Raw genomic sequence first — 16,034 nt, 5'->3', positions numbered from 1 at the left:
GTGGGAGAAAGACCAGCCTTGGAGGCGGCCGGGCGGCTTCTTTCCGCGGCCGTCCCGTGTGACGTCCGCAAGAGGCCCGGCCGTGTCGTGCAGGAAGATCGCCGCGCCGAGAAACGTGGTCTTCGGCTCGCTCACGCCCCCTTGGGGCCGCGTCCGGCGAGGTAGCGCTCGATGCGCGCGAGTCCCTCGGCGATGTTCTCGATGGAGTTGGCGTAGGAGAAGCGGATGAAGCCCTCGCCGCCGGGGCCGAAGTCGGTGCCCGGGGTCACGCCCACCTTGGCCTCGGACAGGATCTCGAAGGCGAAGGACAGGGCGTCGTCGGTCCAGCGCCGGGCGTTGGCCATGACGTAGAAGGCGCCGGTGGGCTCGCAGGCCAGGGAGAAGCCGATCTCGCGCAGCCTCTTGATCATGAAGCGGCGGCGCTCGTCGTAGGTCGCGCGCATGCGCTCCACGTCCGCGGCGCATTCGGTGAGCGCGGCCAGCCCCGCCCACTGGGCCACGGACCCGGCGCAGATGAGCAGGTTCTGCGCGGCCTTGCGCAGGCAGTCCATGTAGCCCTCGGGCGCCACCAGCCAGCCGAGCCGCCAGCCGGTCATGGCGTAGAGCTTGGAGAAGCCGCCGAGCACGAAGGCGCGGTCCGTGAACTCGAGCACGCTGTGCTCGCGACCCTCGTAGACCAGGCCGTGGTAGATCTCGTCCGAGCAGAGCAGGGGACCCTCACGCGTCAGCTCCGCCAGGGCGGCCATGCGCTCGGGCGCGAGCAGAGTGCCCGTGGGGTTGGACGGGGAGTTCAGCAGGACGGCGCGCGTGCGCGGGGTGAGCCTCGCCGCCACGGCCGCGGCGTCGAGCTGGAAGCCGTCCGCCTCGGAGACCGGAATCTCCACGGCCGTGCCCTCGGCGAAGCGGATGAAGTTCCTGTAGCAGGCGTAGCAGGGATCGGAGATCACGACCTCGTCGCCGGGCTCGAGCAGGGCGCCGAACATGAGCAGCATGGCCGGGGAGGTGCCGGAGGTGACGAGTATCCGGTCCGGGTCGACCGTGACGGAGTAGCGGGCGAGATAGTCCGCGGCGATGGCGCGGCGCAGCTCGGGCAGGCCGAGCGAGTGCGTGTAGTGGGTCTTGCCTTCCTCGATGGCGCGGATGGCCGCGCGCTTGACGGGCTGTGGCGTGTCGAAGTCGGGTTCGCCTATCTCCATGTGGATGACGTGTTCACCCCTGGCCTCCATGGCCTGGGCGGCCTCGAGCACGTCCATGACCTTGAAGGAGCTCATCTCGCGGGTGCGGCAGGCAGGCAGCATCGAATCCCTCCGTGGCGTTTCGCGGTGAAAGGGGACTGTGTAGCCCCGGGCAGGCGCGGTGGCAAGGCCGCCGGACGCTCCGGAGGACGGAGATGGAGAGGGAAGGGGGGAGGAGCCTGAAAAAAGAGGCGCCTCCCGGCTCGAGATGCGCTCGCGGCCGCCCGCTAGACGTGAGGGGGGGATGGGGGGTGCGGGCGGCCGCTCACGCTCTCGAAACGGGAGGCGGCCAGGAGAAAGAGCGTCCGCCCATGGGGGCGGGTATCAAACAGCGTATGACGGGACGTCTTCGACAGGCTGTCCACGTTCACGAACGTGGCGTCCATTCCTGCAGCCTGATTCCGACGGTTTCCAGCCCTTTTGGGCCACATTCGCGGACTTTTTCTTGACCGCTATGCGGCTGTTCTGTACTCTAATCTACATATGTGGACGTTTTCGCCACACCTGTAGAAAGGGGCACCATACCGAATTCGCTTACGTTGTCAACCACGGGGGGGGTATGCACACGGGGGGGAGCGAAGACGCGGCCATGGGGGGCCGTCTCCGCAAGATTCTTGAGGATTCCGGACTGACTCGGCCGCAGTTCTGCGCGGCCATGGGCGTGGCCCGGTCCACGCTCGCCAACTACCTCTCGGGCCGCCGCCTGCCCGACGTTCCGCTGCTCGCGCGGCTCGTCAGGCGCTTCGGCGTGGCCCCGGACTGGCTCCTGTGCGGAGAGGAGCCCGCGTACAGGCGCGGCTTCAGCCGCCAGGTGCCCGTGCCCGGCGGCGAGATCATCCAGATCCCGGCCATCGCGCCCATCCTGAGGGAGGGGCCGCACGACCTGAAGACCCTGCTCGGCAACGCCGAGAACTCCTACTGCTTCAACTTTTCCTGGCTGGCGGCGCAGGGGCCGGTGGACGCCATGTTCGTGACCACGGTCTCGGGCGACTGCATGGAGCCGGGGCTGCGCAACGGCGACGTGCTCCTGGTGGACTCCTCGCTCACGGCGCTCCATCCCGGCAGGCTCTACGCCCTGGTCCTGAACGGCGCCATCGCCGTGCGCCGGGTGGACGCGGGCGTGGACGGCATCTTCCTGCACTGCGAGAATTCCGCCTACCCGAGCGTGGAGATCGCGGGCTCCAAGATCGGCAAGCTTCAGGTCCTGGGGCGTGTCATCTGGGCCTCCAAGTCCTTCCTGCCCTGAGCCCGGACTTTTTTCGGCCCCGAACGGACGGGCGCCCGCGCATCGCCTCCAGGGTCGATGCGCGGGCGCCCGTCCGCCGCTATCCCGTTTCCGGGGATCAGTCGGACTCGTCGGCCACGCCGTGGTGGGTCAGGAAGGCCTGGGCCTCGTCCTTGCCCATGTAGCGGGCCAGGATCTTGGGGTCGGTCTTGCGCAGGTCGACCACGATGAGCCCGTCCAGGGCGTCCGCGAAGTCCTGGTCCACGTTGAAGGCCAGGAACTTGCCGCCGAGTTTCAGGTACTGGCGCAGGAGCACCGGCACGCCCTTCTTGTCGCTCTCCACCTCGGAGATCAGCGAGGCCAGGTCGTCGATGTCGCGGCAGACCTGCCGCGCGGAGTTGATGACCAGCCCGGAGAGGTGCAGGGGCTTCAGTTTGGGCGGGGTCTTGGCCTTGACCGAACCGGCCAGGGGCCAGCCTGCCGCCTCGCGCATGGAGAGGAAGCGCAGCATCAGCTCGCGCGAGAAGGAGCGGTAGTCGTTGGAGATGCTCACCGGGCCGAAGAGCGTGGCGTAGCGCGGGTTGCGCGCGACGAAGGTGCCGATGCCGCGCCAGAGCATGAGCAGGGAGGTGTAGCTCTTCTGGTAGCGGTTCTGGATGAAGGAGCGGCCCATCTCCAGGCCCGGGTCGATCTCGCCCAGGAACTTCGTCTTCAGCCGGAAGAGGGTGTTCGTGTACAGCCCGTCCGGGCCCTCGGCGGTCAGGATCTCGTCCGTGGGGCCGAGGCGGTAGGCGCCCATGATCTCGCGCTCCGTGCGGCTCCAAAGCCCCAGGTGCCAGTAGGTGTCGTCGAAGCGGTCGAGGTCCGTGGCCTTGCCCGTGCCCTCGCCCACCTCGCGGAAGGTCATCTCGCGCAGCCGTCCGATCTCCTCCACGCAGGCAGGGATCTGGGGGCGCCTGGCGATGAAGACGATCTGGTCGCCCGCATCCACCAGGAGCTGCTCGGGCGGCAGCCCCTCGATCTCGCCCTCGAGCACCTCGCGGGGCTTGGGAGCGACCAGGGAGACGCCGGGCAGCTCGGGCACCTGGACGCGCTTTTGCGGCTTCTCGTCGCGGTTGCGCAGGACGTAGGTGCGCAGCTTCAGGTAGTCCATGAGCTGCTCGTCCGTCTCGAATCCCTTGAGCTGCGCGGGCGGAATGGGATGGCCTATGCGCATCTCGATGGTCGTGTTCTGGCGCTTGAGCATCTCGCGCGGCAGCATGACGGTGCGCAGCTTGGGGTGGATGAGGCCGAGAAGGTGGAAGAGGGCGCGGTTGGAGCCCTTGAAGAAGACCGGCAGCACGGGCACGCCGGTTCGTCGGATGATGCGCCCGACGGTGGGGCTCCACTGCTTGTCCGTGATGGCCCGCTTCTTCAGATTCAGGGTGGAGACCTCCCCGGCCGGGAAGACGCCGAGGATGCCGCCCTGGCGCAGGAAGCGGATGGAATCCTTGAGCGGGCCGATGTTCTTGCCGGTGGAGGCGTCGGAACCGAAGGGGTCGACCTGGATGATGATCCGGCCCATCTCCGGGATGAGCGCCAGCATGTAGTTGGCCATCAGCTTGGCGTCGGGCCTGACCTCGCGCAGGATCTTGGCGAGGATCACGCCTTCCACGGCGCCGAAGGGATGGTTGGCCACGACCACGCACGGCCCGTCCACGGGGATGCGCGCCCTGTCCTCGTCCGAGAGGGCGACCGACACGCCGAGCTCGTCGAGGAGCTCGGTGAGGAAGATGTCGGTGTCCGCGTCCGTGACCTGGGCGTAGATGCGGTTGAGCTCGGGCAGGCCGATGATCCTGCACAGCGGCTGCGTCAGAAGGTTGTATAGCGTCTTCTTGAACGGGCCCCCGCTGGGCGGGGGGAGCCGTATGAGTTCGGGCGAATGCGCCTGATGCTGCATAGTGTCCCTGTTGCCGTCCTCGGCCCGCGGGTCTCGCGTACCTTCGGGCCTCGTGGCGGGTTGGGGTCCGTCCTGATTGTGCTTCGACGGCATGATTAATCCGGCAGATCGGTTACCGTGTGGCAACTCTCACATGTCATTTAGGTGAATTCGCACCCAGGCGCAAGCCGGGCCGAAAACGAAGGGCATGGGACAAGGTGTTGTTTCGCCGGGAAAATTGGTGTAGCGCGTGTGAAGCGGATGGCGCGTTCCGTGTTTATTGCCGGTGCACGTTTCGTGAGCTGTTCCGGTGAGTTGCAGGGGGACCTGGAGTGCGGATTCGGTGTTTCGGAGCACGCGGCTCCATTCCCGTGTCGGGCCGGGAATACGTTCTTTTCGGCGGCGACACCACCTGCCTCGAGATCCGCACGGCGGACGACGAGATCGTCGTCGTGGACGCGGGCTCGGGCATCCGCCGCCTGGGCAACCGCCTCATGGACGAGGGCCGCTCGCGCCTGACCATGCTCTTCACCCACTCCCACTGGGACCACATCCTCGGCTTTCCCTTCTTCAAGCCCATATACAGCCCGAGCACGCACATCGACCTCTTCGGCTGCCCCATGGGGCAGGGCAACGTCGAGCTCCTGCTCTCCAAGACCATGGCCGCGCCCTACTTCCCGGTGCCCTATTCCGCGCTCAAGGCGCGCATCGAATACAAGGGCGTGTGCGGCGAACGGCTTTCCGTGGGCCGCCTGCGCGTCACCTCCATCCCGCTCTCGCACCCGAACCTCGGGCTCGGCTACCGCTTCGAGGAGGACGGCCGCTCCTTCGTCTTCCTCACGGACAACGAGCCTGCCCACCCCCATCCCGGCGGCAGGAGCGCGGAGGAGTACGCGGCCTTCAGCCGGGGAGCCGACGTGCTGATGCACGACGCGGAGTACACGGAGGCGGACTACGCGCTCACGCGGGGCTGGGGCCACAGCCTGTACACCGACGCCCTGGACCTGGCGCTTCGGGCCGACGTGGGAAGTTTCTTCCTCTTCCACCACAACCAGAACCGCAGCGACGCCGCGCTTAAGGAGATGGTCGCGGACTGCCGCCGCCTGGCCGACGCGGCGGGCAGGCCGGAAATGGGCGTGGCCGCCGCGGCCCAGGACCTGGAGATCGAGCTCTAGGCCGCCCGGCCGCGCCTTTCCCGAACCGGCGCGGCCCGGTTCTTGCTTTCCCCGCGGCGAGGAGGATCGAGTGCGACGACTGCTTCTGATCGCGGGGATCGTCACCGTGTGCGCGGCCGCGGCCCTGGTGCCCCTGGCCTTCAGGAAGGCCTCCCCGCCCCCTGCCCCTCCGCAGGCCGCCCCGCGCCCGCCCGCGCCCCCGGCCCCGGCGGCGCCACCCGCCGCCCCCGTCCCGAAACCGGCACAGAATGCCCCCGGCCAGCCTGCCCCCGGCCAGCCAGCACCCGAGCAGTCCGTTCCCGGGCAGCCCGGCGCGGCCGTGAGCCAGGCCGCGACCTGGCGCTACACCGTGGGGCCGGGCGAGACCCTGGACACGGCGCGACGCAAGTGCCGCGCGGAGGTCATGCGCCGCATCCTGGAAAAGTCGGGCGTGGCCGTGCAGTCGGCCTCGGAGGTCGAGGACTTCGTGCTCCCGCCGGACAAGTCCTCGACCTACGCCGGAGGGCTCGTGCAGGTGAAGGGCGAGGAGGACCGCCTGGAGGCGCACGGCCAGAGCCTGGACGTGGTCTGCACCATGTCCGCGAGCGTGGACCGGGAGGGCTTGAACCGCCGCCTGGCCGCGCTGCGCGCGCAAAAAACCGCGCAAGGCCCGAAGGCCCCGGCGCCGTCCGCGGCGGCCGGAGGAGTCGGGCCTCGCCCGCCCGCCGAGAGCCTGGACAAGCTCAAGGAGGAGAAGGGCCGGGTGCAGCTGTCCATCGAGGAGGAGACGCAGCGCGCCATGCAGCTCGCGGAGATCGGCATGCGCGCGGACGAGGTCCGGGAGCTGCTCGGGGAGCCGCGCACGGTGCTGCCCGAGAACGCGCGCGGCCATGCCTGCGCCCTGTGGGGGCACGTCTGGGTCGTCTTCCGCCACGGCACGGTCGAGTGCCTGCGCTCCCGCCTGGAGGACCTGCCCGACGAGGGAGAGTGCCAGTGCAACGGCGTCTCCACGAGCATCATCCGGCGCTGACGGACCGGCGCGCCTCTTCTTCTTGCCCGCGCGGCGGGACATGCGTATCTCCTGCTAAGGTTTTGACAAACGCACATGGTGGGGGTAGTTTCCTCAAGCCTGTAATTGGTCGGCTTCCATCTGTCGAAAACAGGTGCCTGGAGTTCACATGCGAGTTCTCATCGTCGACGACGATTTCTATTGCCGGAGTTACCTGCAGGAGATCCTGCATCCCTACGCCTTCTGCGACGTGGCGGTGAACGGTGACGAGGCCATCTACGCCTTCCGCCGGGCCCTGCAGGAAGGCAAGCCCTACGATCTCATCTGCATGGACCTGGTCATGCCCGAGATCGACGGCCACAACGCCCTGCGCGAGATCCGCGAGATCGAGCGCGAGCACGAGGTGGGCGAGGACCGCCAGGTCAAGGTGATCATCACCACGGTCCTGGACGACTCCGAGGACACCCACAACGCCTTCTTCCTCGGCGGCGCCACCTCCTTTCTGGTCAAGCCCATCGACGAGACCATGATCATCACCGAGATCCAGAAGCTCGGCCTGCTCGACGACAGGGGCATGGGGGGCTCGTAGGCCCACGCGTTCATACGTTCATACGGGCCGCCGTCCCCTCCCCGGGACCGGCGGCCTTCGTTTTTCCGGGCGGTCCGGCCGGGCCGCCCCCAGCAGCGCCCGGGAGGCTCCATGTTCGCCCTCTCCAAGATCTTCGGTCCCCTTGCATCGCCCGACAATCTGCTGCTCCTCCTGCTCGTCGCGGGCACCGCGCTCATGCTCCTCGGGAGGCGCTCGGGACGCCTGCTCGTGGCCGTCGCGGCCCTCGCGCTGCTGGCCGTGGCCGTGCTGCCCGTGGGCAGCGCCATGCTCCGGCCGCTGGAGGAGCGCTTCGCCCGTCCCGCTCCGCCGCCCCGGGTGGACGGGATCGTGGTGCTCGGCGGCTTCCTCGACCCCTCGCTCGCGGCCTCGCGGGACGAATGGTCGGTGAACGACAGCTCGGAGCGGCTGCTGGCCATGCTCGCGCTCGCCCGCCGCTATCCCTCGGCCAGGCTGATCTTCACCGGCGGCTCCGGGGACATCCACGACCAGGACCGCCGCGAGGCCGACGAACTCGCCGCGCTCTTGGACGGCATCGGCTTTAACACCTCGCGGGTGGTCTTCGAGCGCGAATCGCGCAACACCTGGGAGAACGCCGTGTTCAGCCGCCGACTGGCCGATCCCAAGCCCGGCGAGGTCTGGCTGCTCGTGACCTCGGCCTGGCACATGCCGCGCTCCGTGGGCTGTTTTCGCGCCGCGAACTTTCCCGTCGTCCCCTGGCCCGTGGACTACCGCACGCGCAGGCCGGGCGACCCGCTCGCGCGCACCTTCGGCCTCGACCTCGCGGGCGGGCTCGACCGCGCCGTGCTCGCGGCGCACGAGTGGTACGGCCTTCTCGCCTACCACCTCATGGGGCGCACGGACGCGCTTTGGCCCGGGCCGGAAAAATAAGGGATTTCCGCGGCGCATAAGGCTAAGAAGGAGTCGACGCGGCCGCCGCGCAGCGAGCGGCGGCCCGGCGCAGCAACTCCGGAGGAGGCGATCATGGGCACAGCGAGCCAGGATTCCGAACTCATGCATCTCGTGGGCAGCAGGACCGGCGACAGGGGGGACTCCTCCATCCGCCAGCTGGTGACCTTTTCCCTGGGCGAGGAGGAGTTCGCCATCGACATCTTGAAGGTCCAGGAGATCATCCGCATGGTCGCCATCACCAAGGTCCCCAAGGCCCCGAGCTTCGTGGAGGGGGTCATCAACCTGCGCGGCAAGGTCATCCCGGTGGTGGACCTGCGCAAGCGCTTCGGCATGGCGGACCACAACCACGACAAGGACACGCGGATCATGGTCGTGGAGATCTGCGCCATGATCATCGGCTTCGTGGTCGACGCCGTGTCCGAGGTCCTGCGCATTCCCCAGGACACCATCGAGCCGCCGCCGCCCGTGGTCGCGGGCATCGAGTCCGAGTACATCAGCGGCGTGGGCAAGCTCTCGGACCGCCTGCTCATCCTGCTCGACCTGGACAGGCTCCTGTCCGGGGACGAGGTCTCGCAGCTCTCGGCCTGCTAGGGTCTGCCGGGGAGCGCGCGACGTAATCCGGGGCAGGAGCGGACACCGTGGGACATCTCGTGCTCGTCGGCGCCGGGCACGCGCATCTCGCGGCCGTGCGCGCCATCCCCCGCATGGCGGCCGCGGGCCACCGCGTGACCTGCGTGGCGCCCGGGCCGCACCACTACTATTCGGGCATGGGCCCCGGCCTGCTCGGCGGCTTCTACGAGGCCGCCGAGGTCCGCTTTCCCGTCGAGCGCATGGTGCGCGAGCGCGGCGGCGTCTTCGTGCGCGGCGAGGCCGTGCGCATCGAGCCGGAGGAGCGCCGCCTGATCCTCTCCGACGGCTCGTCCATCCACTACGACGTGCTCTCCCTGAACACCGGCAGCCGCGTGGCCGCCGGGGCGATCGACGGCGGGCGGCCCCAGGACGCCCGGCTGCAGGACGTCTGGCCCCAGGACGTCTGGCCGGTCAAGCCCGTGGGCGCTCTGCTCGCCGCGCGCGGGCGGCTTGCCGGGCTGGCCCGCGAGCGCGGCCGGGTGGCAGTGTGCGTCGCGGGCGGCGGCCCCGCCGGGGTGGAGGTGGCGGGCAACGCGGCCCGCGCCGTGCGCCTGGCCGGAGGGCGGCCGGTCGTCACCCTGCTGGCCGGAAGCAGCCTGCTGGCGGGCTTTCCCGCACGGCTGCGCGCCCTGGCCCTGGGCGCGCTCGCGGGGCAGGGCGTGCGGGTGCTCGAAGGGATCCGGCTGGCCGGCCTCTCGCCGGGGCTGGCCCGGCTCTCGGACGGCAAAAGCCTCCTGTGGGACGTGGCCTTCCTCGCGCCGGGCATAGAGCCCTCGCCCCTGGCCCGCGACTCGGGCCTGCCCGTGGGGCCAAGCTGCGGACTCCTGGTGGACGGGTTCCTGAAGAGCCCGGCGCACCCCGAGATCTTCGGCGGAGGCGACTGCATCGACTTCGCGCCGCGCCCCCTGGACAAGGTGGGCGTCTACGCGGTGCGCCAGAATCCCGTGCTCGCGGAGAACCTGGCCGCGGCCCTGTGCGGCCGCCCGCTGCGGGCCTTCGACCCCGGGGCCGCGCACTACCTCCTGCTGCTCAACGCCGGAGACGGCACGGCGCTCGCGCACAAGCGCGGACTGTGCCTTCGCGGGCGCTGGGCCATGGCCCTCAAGGACTTCATCGACCGCCGTTTCATGCGCCGCTTCGGCGCTTCGGCCTGAGCCCGGCGCGAGCCGCGCCCCGCCCCTCTCCCGGAGCAAAAAGGGGAGTGGCATTCCGGGCCGATGCTGCTATGATCCGATGGAGGAGCTGACTGGGTGATATGAAGCGGCTGACCGCGATTCTCGGCCTCTTGGCCATAGCGTTTTTCCTTGTGGTCGGCGTGCTGCCCCGCCTGCTGAACACTGCCGCGTTCGTCGGCCGCATAGACTCGGCTCTCGAGTCCGCCCTGGGCGCGAACGTGCGCATCGAGGGCGGCCTTCGCCTCGAGATCTTCCCCCACGCCGGATTCGAGATCAGGGACGTCGTCGTCGACAGCCCGGAGGGCTTCGAGGGCGATCCGGCCGCGCGGCTCGTGCGCGCCGTGGTGCGCGTGGAGATACTCCCCTTGCTGCGCCGCGAGCTCAAGGTGCGCGTCGTGCGCCTGGAAGGCCTCTCCGTGCACCTCGTGCGCAACCCGGACGGCCGCTGGAACCTGAACCCGGGCTTCCTCCCGCAGCAGAAGAGCGGGACCGAGACCCTCGCCCCGGTCCCGGCCGGGCAGGAGGGCCGCGCCGAGGAGCAGCAGGGCGGGTCGCCGTGGAAGGTCGTGGTCGAGCGCGTCCGCCTTTCGGGCATGGGCGCCGAGATCGACGACCGCGTCACCGGCCACTTCACCCGGCTCACGAACGTGGAGCTGGACGCGGGAGAAGGCGCGGGCAGGGCCTTCACCCTCTCCGGAGGGGCAGACCTGGACAGCGGCCCGGTGGGCCTGTTCAAGGCCGTGCAGGGCCGCCTGACCTGGACCGGTGGGGGCCACGGCTCGCCGGACGGGCACATCGTCATCGAGTCCTCGGCGCTGGACGTGAACGTCGACGTGCTCCTGCCGGGCTACCGCAGGGCCGCCCTGTCGCTGGCAAGCTCGCTCGGCCTGGACATGGCCACGGGCGAGGTGGACCTGAAGAGCCTCACGGCCAAGGGCGCCGGGCTCGAGATCGCCTGCCAGGCCAAGGGCCACGACGTCTTTTCCGCGCCGAGCGCGGACGGGCAGGTCCGGGTCACGCTCAAGGACCCGGCCGCCTTCTTCCAGGTGCTGGGCGGGCAGCCGCCCGCGGCCCTGGAGCAGGGTGAGGCCTCTGCCTCGCTGTCCTTCACCGCGGACGGCGAGGCCTTCGCGGTCTCCGACCTCGACGTGCGCGCGGGCACGAGCCGGATCGGCGGCAGCCTGCGGCTGGAGCGCTACGCCGACCCCATCGTCACGGTGGACCTCTCGGCGACCGACCTGGACGTCGGCACCTTCCTCATCCACGACGGGCACGACGACGACCCGCCCGCGAGCCGTTCCGCGGCACAGGCGGGCGGCGCGGTCAAGGACTTCGTGGCCTGGGTGCAGGGCATGGACCTGGAGTTCCGGCTGCACGCGGACAACGCGGAGTACCAGGCGCTGAAGGCCCGCGACCTGAACATCCAGATGGCCGCCCACGGCGGCGAGATCAAGGCCTCGCGCTTCCAGGCCTCGCTGCCCGCGGGCAGGCTGCTCGGCGACGTGCAGGCCGAGGTGCGCGAGGACGCCATGCGCGCCTCGCTCTCCCTCGACGTGCTGAACCCGCTGCCCGAGGGCGCCACCCCGCCGCCTCCGCCTCCGGCCGTGCCCTTCCCGCCCAAGGGAAGCGCCGCCGACAAGGGGCGCCCCGCGCCGCCGCCCGCCCTCGTGGGGCTCAAGCTCAGCGTGGACGGCAAGCCCGAGGCCTGGAGCGGCAGCCTCAAGGTCCCGGAATTCAACCCTCGCGACATCTACCGCGTCTTTTCCCTGGCGGTTCCCAAGGGGCTGGACGCCAAGGCGCTGACCCGGGCGGCGCTTACCGTGTCCTTCTCGGGCGGCGCCAACTCGGTCGTGGTGGACAAGGCCTCGCTCTCCCTGGACGGGGCCTCCCTCGACGGCAAGCTGCGCATCGACGACCTCGACGCCATGCCCGTGCGCGCCACGCTGAACGCGGACCGCCTGGACCTCGACCGCTACATGCCGCTCTTCGCGGGCGGCCAGGGCAACGGGCAGGCCGGGGCCAAGAGCGCGGCTGCCAGGAAGGGGCCGGACCTTTCCGCCCCCCTGGGGCTTCGGCGACTTGCGGCCGACGACGCCGTCGTGCAGTGCAAGGCCGGGTGGATCAAGGCGCAGGGGGTGACGGCCCGCGACCTCGCCTTCGCCGTGGAGGCCCAGGGCGGACGGTGCAAGCTTTCCCTCTCCGGCCAGGCGCTCGGGGGCGGCGTGAACGCGCTGCTCGGCCTGGGCACGGAGAACAGGACGCCGGTGCTCATGAGCGAGGTCAAGCTTTCGGGCGTGGACCTCGCCCAGGCGGCCCAACTCGGCCAGGGCGGGCAGTCCGGCTCCGGCCGGTCCCTGCGCGGCAAGCTCAGCGGGCAGATCAGCGCCTCGGCGCGCGGCGCGAACCTCGGCGACATCCTCGCGGGGCTGTCGGCCCAGGCGTCCCTCTCCCTGGACCAGGGCGCGGTGCTCGGCGCGGGCACGTCCCTCGGCCCGGTGGCGGCCAAGCTCACGCTGAAGCCCGGACAGGGCGACGCGGGCAAGGGCTTCCCCTACGTCGTCGAGTCCTCGCTGCGCGGCAGCGCCCCGGGCGAGGGCCTCACCCTGGACGCGGGCCTGTCCGGCCCGGTCACCCTGGCGCGCTCCCTGGACGCCTTGCAGACCAGGCAGGCCAAGCTCAACCTCACCGGCTCCTGGGCGCGCATGCCCGAGCGCAGCCGGACGATCACCGCGCAGGGCCTGCTGGATCTCGACACCGCGGCGGGCGAGCTCGGCCTCGGCGACCTGCAGGTCCAGGCCCTGGGCACCACGGTGCGCGCCATGCTGAAGGGCACCAACCTCAATTCCGCGGCCACCTGGCGCGGCTCGGTGGACGTGGCGCCCTTCAGCCCCCGGGCCGTGCTGGAGGCGAGAAAGGGCGGACCCATCCAGACGCGCGACCCGGCGGTCCTGGCCTCGGCCAGCGCGGTCTGCGACTTCACCTGGGGCAAGGGCACGCTCGTGCTGGAGAACATCCGCCTGGGGCTGGACGCGACGCGCATCAGCGGGCGGGCGAGCATCGCCTCCTTCGATCCCCTGGACATCGCCTTCGACATCGAGGGCACGGACCTGAACGTGGACAGCTACCGCGAGCCGCGCGACGCGCCGGACACCAACCCCGGCCCGGTGAAGCTGCCCATCGATTTCCTGGCGAACGTCAAGGCCAAGGGCTCGGTCCATTTCGACGCCTTCACCATCTACGGCGTGCCGGGCAGGAACGTGAACGTCACGGTGGCCGGGGAGAAGGGCTTCCTGCAGGCCGCGCCCTGCTCGGCCACGGTCTGCGGCGGCAGGCTCGACGCCGTGGTCACGGCGCACATCGTCAAGCCGAACCTCATCCTGCAGGTGGACGGCACGGCGCAGAAGTTCCAGCTCGGCGAACTGCTCGTGAGCATGGCCGGGGCGCCGTACGCAGGCGGCGTGACCACGCTCAAGTCCTCCCTGACCTTCACCGGCGCGACCAACGACGGCCTGCTCGAGGACATGGACGGCAAGGGGCGGCTGGAGGTCTCGGACGGCTGGCTGCTCTTCTCCAAGCCCAAGTCCGGCAAGACCGAGACCTCGCTGCGCGATCTCGTGCCCACCAAGCAGGACTTGGCCCGGGCCGAGGGACAGGCCAGGGGGACGGTCCGGCCGGAGAAGGCCACGGCCTTCGCCACGGCGGACACGGACATCCTGGTGAACAACGGCGTGGTCGGCACGGCCGCCTTGAACATAGAGCAGCCATGGGGGTACAAGGCCGAGGCGAAGGGCGGCACCGACCTGGTCAAGGAGGAGGTGGACTACCGCGTCTCCGTGCAGGTCTTCAAGCTGACCACCATCCCGGTCGCCATCCGCGGTCCGTGGGATGACGTCAAGGTGGAGATCAACACCGGCGCGGCCCTGGTGAACACGGTCAAGGACGCAGTGACCCTGCCCTTCCGCATCTTGCGGAGCCTCATCCCCTAGGGGGCGGAGCCTCGTCTCCCGGAGGAAGGCGCCTCGTCCCCCAGAGTCTGCCCGCGACGGGCACAACGCACCGGAGGAAGACGCATGAAGCCGAGCGGCGGCGCGAGCAACGGACAGGGGCCCGGCAAGGGCGCAGGCAAGGGGGCCGGAAACAGGACCGGGAACCATGCCGAGGAATCGCTCGCGCGGCGCGCCGCCCGGCTGATGACCCACGTGACGCGCGACATCTGGGTGGAGGACTACTCCCAGCAGACGCTGCAGCAACGCCGCGTGGTCACCGCCACGCGCTGGCTCTTTCTCGTGGTCTACGGCTTCCTGCGCGACCGCTGCCTGCTGCGCGCCGCGGCGCTCAGCTTCACCACCACGCTTTCCATCGCGCCCTTCCTGGCCGTGGCCTTCACCATTTCCAAGGCGCTCGGCCTGCAGAACACCGAGTACGTGCGCAGCCTGCTGCTGCAGTTCTCGGCCGGGCGCAGCGACCTCGTGGACCTCTTCCTGCGCTACGTGCAGAACACCAACGTGAAGACGCTCGGCTACGTCGGCCTGGTCGTCCTCCTGTTCACGGCCCTCTCCCTCCTGGGCAGCATCGAGAAGGCCTTCAACGACATCTGGGGCGTGGCCAAGGGCCGCTCGCCCTGGCGCAAGTTCACGGACTTCTTCTCCGTGACGCTCATCTGCCCGCTGCTGCTCTTCGTGGGGCTGTCCGTGACCGTGAGCCTGCACAACGAGGCCGTGGTGCAGAAGATCCTGACCATCTCGGCCTTCAACTACATCTACCTGAGCGTGCTCAAGGTCCTGCCCTACGTGATGATGTGGCTGGCCCTGACCTTTCTCTACTCCTTCATGCCCAACACCCAGGTGAACCTCCTGTGCGCCCTGGCGGGCGGCGTGGTGGCGGGCACCCTGTGGCAGCTGGCGCAGTGGGGCTACGTCAACTGGCAGATCGGCGTGGCCAAGTACAACGCCATCTACGGCGGCTTCGCGCAGTTCCCCCTCTTCCTCTTCTGGCTGTACATCAGCTGGGCCATCGTCCTGCTCGGCGCGGAGATCTGCTTCTCGCTGCAGAACATGAAGACCTTCGAGAGCGAGGTGCGCGCGGGCCACATCACCTTCGAGGGCCGCGTGAAGACGGCCATCCTCTTCCTGCTGCTGCTCGTGGACGCCTTCAAGAAGGGCGTGCGGCCCCTGAACAACGAGCACGCCGCGCAGAAGCTCGGCGTGCCGGTCAAGGCGGTCAACGAGGTGGCCGAGACCCTGGCCGGGCAGCATGTGGTGACCAGGCTCGACGACGAGTTCGGGCCGACCTACGCCCTCTCGCGCGATCCGGCCGACGTGCGCGTGACCGACGTGCTGCGCGGCCTGGGCCGGGGCAAGGGGCAGAGCGGCCTGGACTTCATCGACCCGCGCTTCGCCTTCGTGCACGACGTCTTCCACCAGGTCTTCGCCTCGGCCGAAGAGGCCCCGCCCAACCTGAGCATCGAGACCCTGTGGCACGACCACTGCCCGCACCTCGAGGCGTCGTGCGACTGGGCGGGCGGCTCCGGCAAGGAGGCGCCCGAGGCGGCGCAATCACAAACGACGAAACCCTCCAAGGAGGAATGAGCCATGAAGGTCCTCGGCATCAACGGAAGCGCGCGCAGGGACGGCAACACGGCCCAGCTCATCCGCATGGTCTTCGACGAGCTCGAGGCCGCGGGCATCGAGACCGAGATGGTCAACCTAGCGGGCAAGAAGCTTTCCGGCTGCATCGCCTGCATGAAGTGCTGGGAGAAGAAGAACCGGCGCTGCGTCGTGGAGAAGGACGACATGAACGGGCTGATCGAGCTCATGGACGCCGCGGACGGCATCCTGCTCGGCTCGCCCACCTATTTCGCCAACGTGAGCACGGAGCTGAAGGCCGTGATCGACCGCGCGGGCATGGTCGCCAAGGCCAACGGCGACATGTTCGGCCGCAAGGTGGGCGCGGGCGTGGTGGCCGTGCGCCGGGGCGGCGGCATCGAGGTCTTCAACGCCATGAACCACTTCTTCCTCATCGGCCAGATGGTCGTGCCCGGGTCGATCTACTGGAACCTGGGGCGGGGGCTGGACAAGGGTGACGTGCAAAACGACGCCGAGGGCAAGGAGACCATGGCCGTGCTCGGCCGCAACATGGCCTGGGTGATGGGCAAGCTCTCGGCCTGAGG

12 protein-coding genes are annotated in these 16,034 nt (G+C 69.7%); 10 read left to right on the top strand and 2 right to left on the bottom strand.

The genetic code is table 11. From position 1 onward, the window contains the following. Positions 1 to 131 precede the first annotated feature (131 nt). Positions 132 to 1,298: a pyridoxal phosphate-dependent aminotransferase gene (locus tag DSX2_RS05160; RefSeq protein WP_020880098.1), complete on the bottom strand. Its 1,167-nt coding sequence runs from the start codon at positions 1,296 to 1,298 to the stop codon at positions 132 to 134. A gap of 526 nt (positions 1,299 to 1,824) precedes the next feature. On the opposite strand from DSX2_RS05160, the gene DSX2_RS05155 reads away from it, so the two are divergent. After that, positions 1,825 to 2,481 carry a LexA family transcriptional regulator gene (locus DSX2_RS05155; protein WP_236615084.1) on the top strand — a complete coding sequence of 219 codons (657 nt, stop codon included), beginning with the start codon at positions 1,825 to 1,827 and terminating at the stop codon, positions 2,479 to 2,481. Between the two features lie 97 nt (positions 2,482 to 2,578). Here DSX2_RS05155 and DSX2_RS05150 read toward each other — a convergent pair whose 3' ends face one another. Then, positions 2,579 to 4,399, bottom strand: a complete 1,821-nt coding sequence (locus DSX2_RS05150) for a lysophospholipid acyltransferase family protein (RefSeq protein ID WP_035040782.1) — start codon at positions 4,397 to 4,399, stop codon at positions 2,579 to 2,581. A gap of 350 nt (positions 4,400 to 4,749) precedes the next feature. Between DSX2_RS05150 and DSX2_RS05145 the strand changes: the two genes are divergently transcribed. From DSX2_RS05145 to DSX2_RS05105, 9 genes are all read left to right on the top strand, one after another. Then, the gene (locus tag DSX2_RS05145; RefSeq protein WP_236615083.1) at positions 4,750 to 5,553 is read left to right on the top strand and encodes an MBL fold metallo-hydrolase; all 804 of its coding nucleotides are present in this window, start codon (positions 4,750 to 4,752) and stop codon (positions 5,551 to 5,553) included. A gap of 70 nt (positions 5,554 to 5,623) precedes the next feature. Beyond that, the gene (locus tag DSX2_RS05140) at positions 5,624 to 6,562 is read left to right on the top strand and encodes a hypothetical protein (protein ID WP_020880093.1); all 939 of its coding nucleotides are present in this window, start codon (positions 5,624 to 5,626) and stop codon (positions 6,560 to 6,562) included. A gap of 148 nt (positions 6,563 to 6,710) precedes the next feature. Further along, positions 6,711 to 7,130 carry a response regulator gene (locus DSX2_RS05135; RefSeq protein ID WP_020880092.1) on the top strand — a complete coding sequence of 140 codons (420 nt, stop codon included), beginning with the start codon at positions 6,711 to 6,713 and terminating at the stop codon, positions 7,128 to 7,130. Positions 7,131 to 7,241: 111 nt separating this feature from the next. Continuing rightward, positions 7,242 to 8,039 carry a YdcF family protein gene (locus DSX2_RS05130; RefSeq protein WP_020880091.1) on the top strand — a complete coding sequence of 266 codons (798 nt, stop codon included), beginning with the start codon at positions 7,242 to 7,244 and terminating at the stop codon, positions 8,037 to 8,039. A 123-nt stretch (positions 8,040 to 8,162) separates the two neighbouring features. Continuing rightward, a complete protein-coding gene (locus tag DSX2_RS05125; RefSeq protein ID WP_035040854.1) occupies positions 8,163 to 8,651 on the top strand; it encodes a chemotaxis protein CheW in 489 nt (162 codons plus the stop codon). A 47-nt stretch (positions 8,652 to 8,698) separates the two neighbouring features. Further along, positions 8,699 to 9,844 carry an NAD(P)/FAD-dependent oxidoreductase gene (locus DSX2_RS05120; protein WP_020880089.1) on the top strand — a complete coding sequence of 382 codons (1,146 nt, stop codon included), beginning with the start codon at positions 8,699 to 8,701 and terminating at the stop codon, positions 9,842 to 9,844. Positions 9,845 to 9,945: 101 nt separating this feature from the next. Further along, positions 9,946 to 13,851: an AsmA family protein gene (locus DSX2_RS05115; RefSeq protein ID WP_020880088.1), complete on the top strand. Its 3,906-nt coding sequence runs from the start codon at positions 9,946 to 9,948 to the stop codon at positions 13,849 to 13,851. Positions 13,852 to 13,935: 84 nt separating this feature from the next. Continuing rightward, a complete protein-coding gene (locus tag DSX2_RS05110) occupies positions 13,936 to 15,453 on the top strand; it encodes a YihY/virulence factor BrkB family protein (RefSeq protein ID WP_020880087.1) in 1,518 nt (505 codons plus the stop codon). Positions 15,454 to 15,456: 3 nt separating this feature from the next. After that, positions 15,457 to 16,032, top strand: a complete 576-nt coding sequence (locus tag DSX2_RS05105) for a flavodoxin family protein (RefSeq protein WP_020880086.1) — start codon at positions 15,457 to 15,459, stop codon at positions 16,030 to 16,032. Positions 16,033 to 16,034: the final 2 nt, after the last annotated feature.

This window comes from Desulfovibrio sp. X2, from assembly GCF_000422205.1.
In the GTDB taxonomy this organism is placed as follows: Bacteria; Desulfobacterota; Desulfovibrionia; order Desulfovibrionales; family Desulfovibrionaceae; genus Alkalidesulfovibrio.
This window is presented reverse-complemented; position numbering and strand designations above follow the sequence as displayed.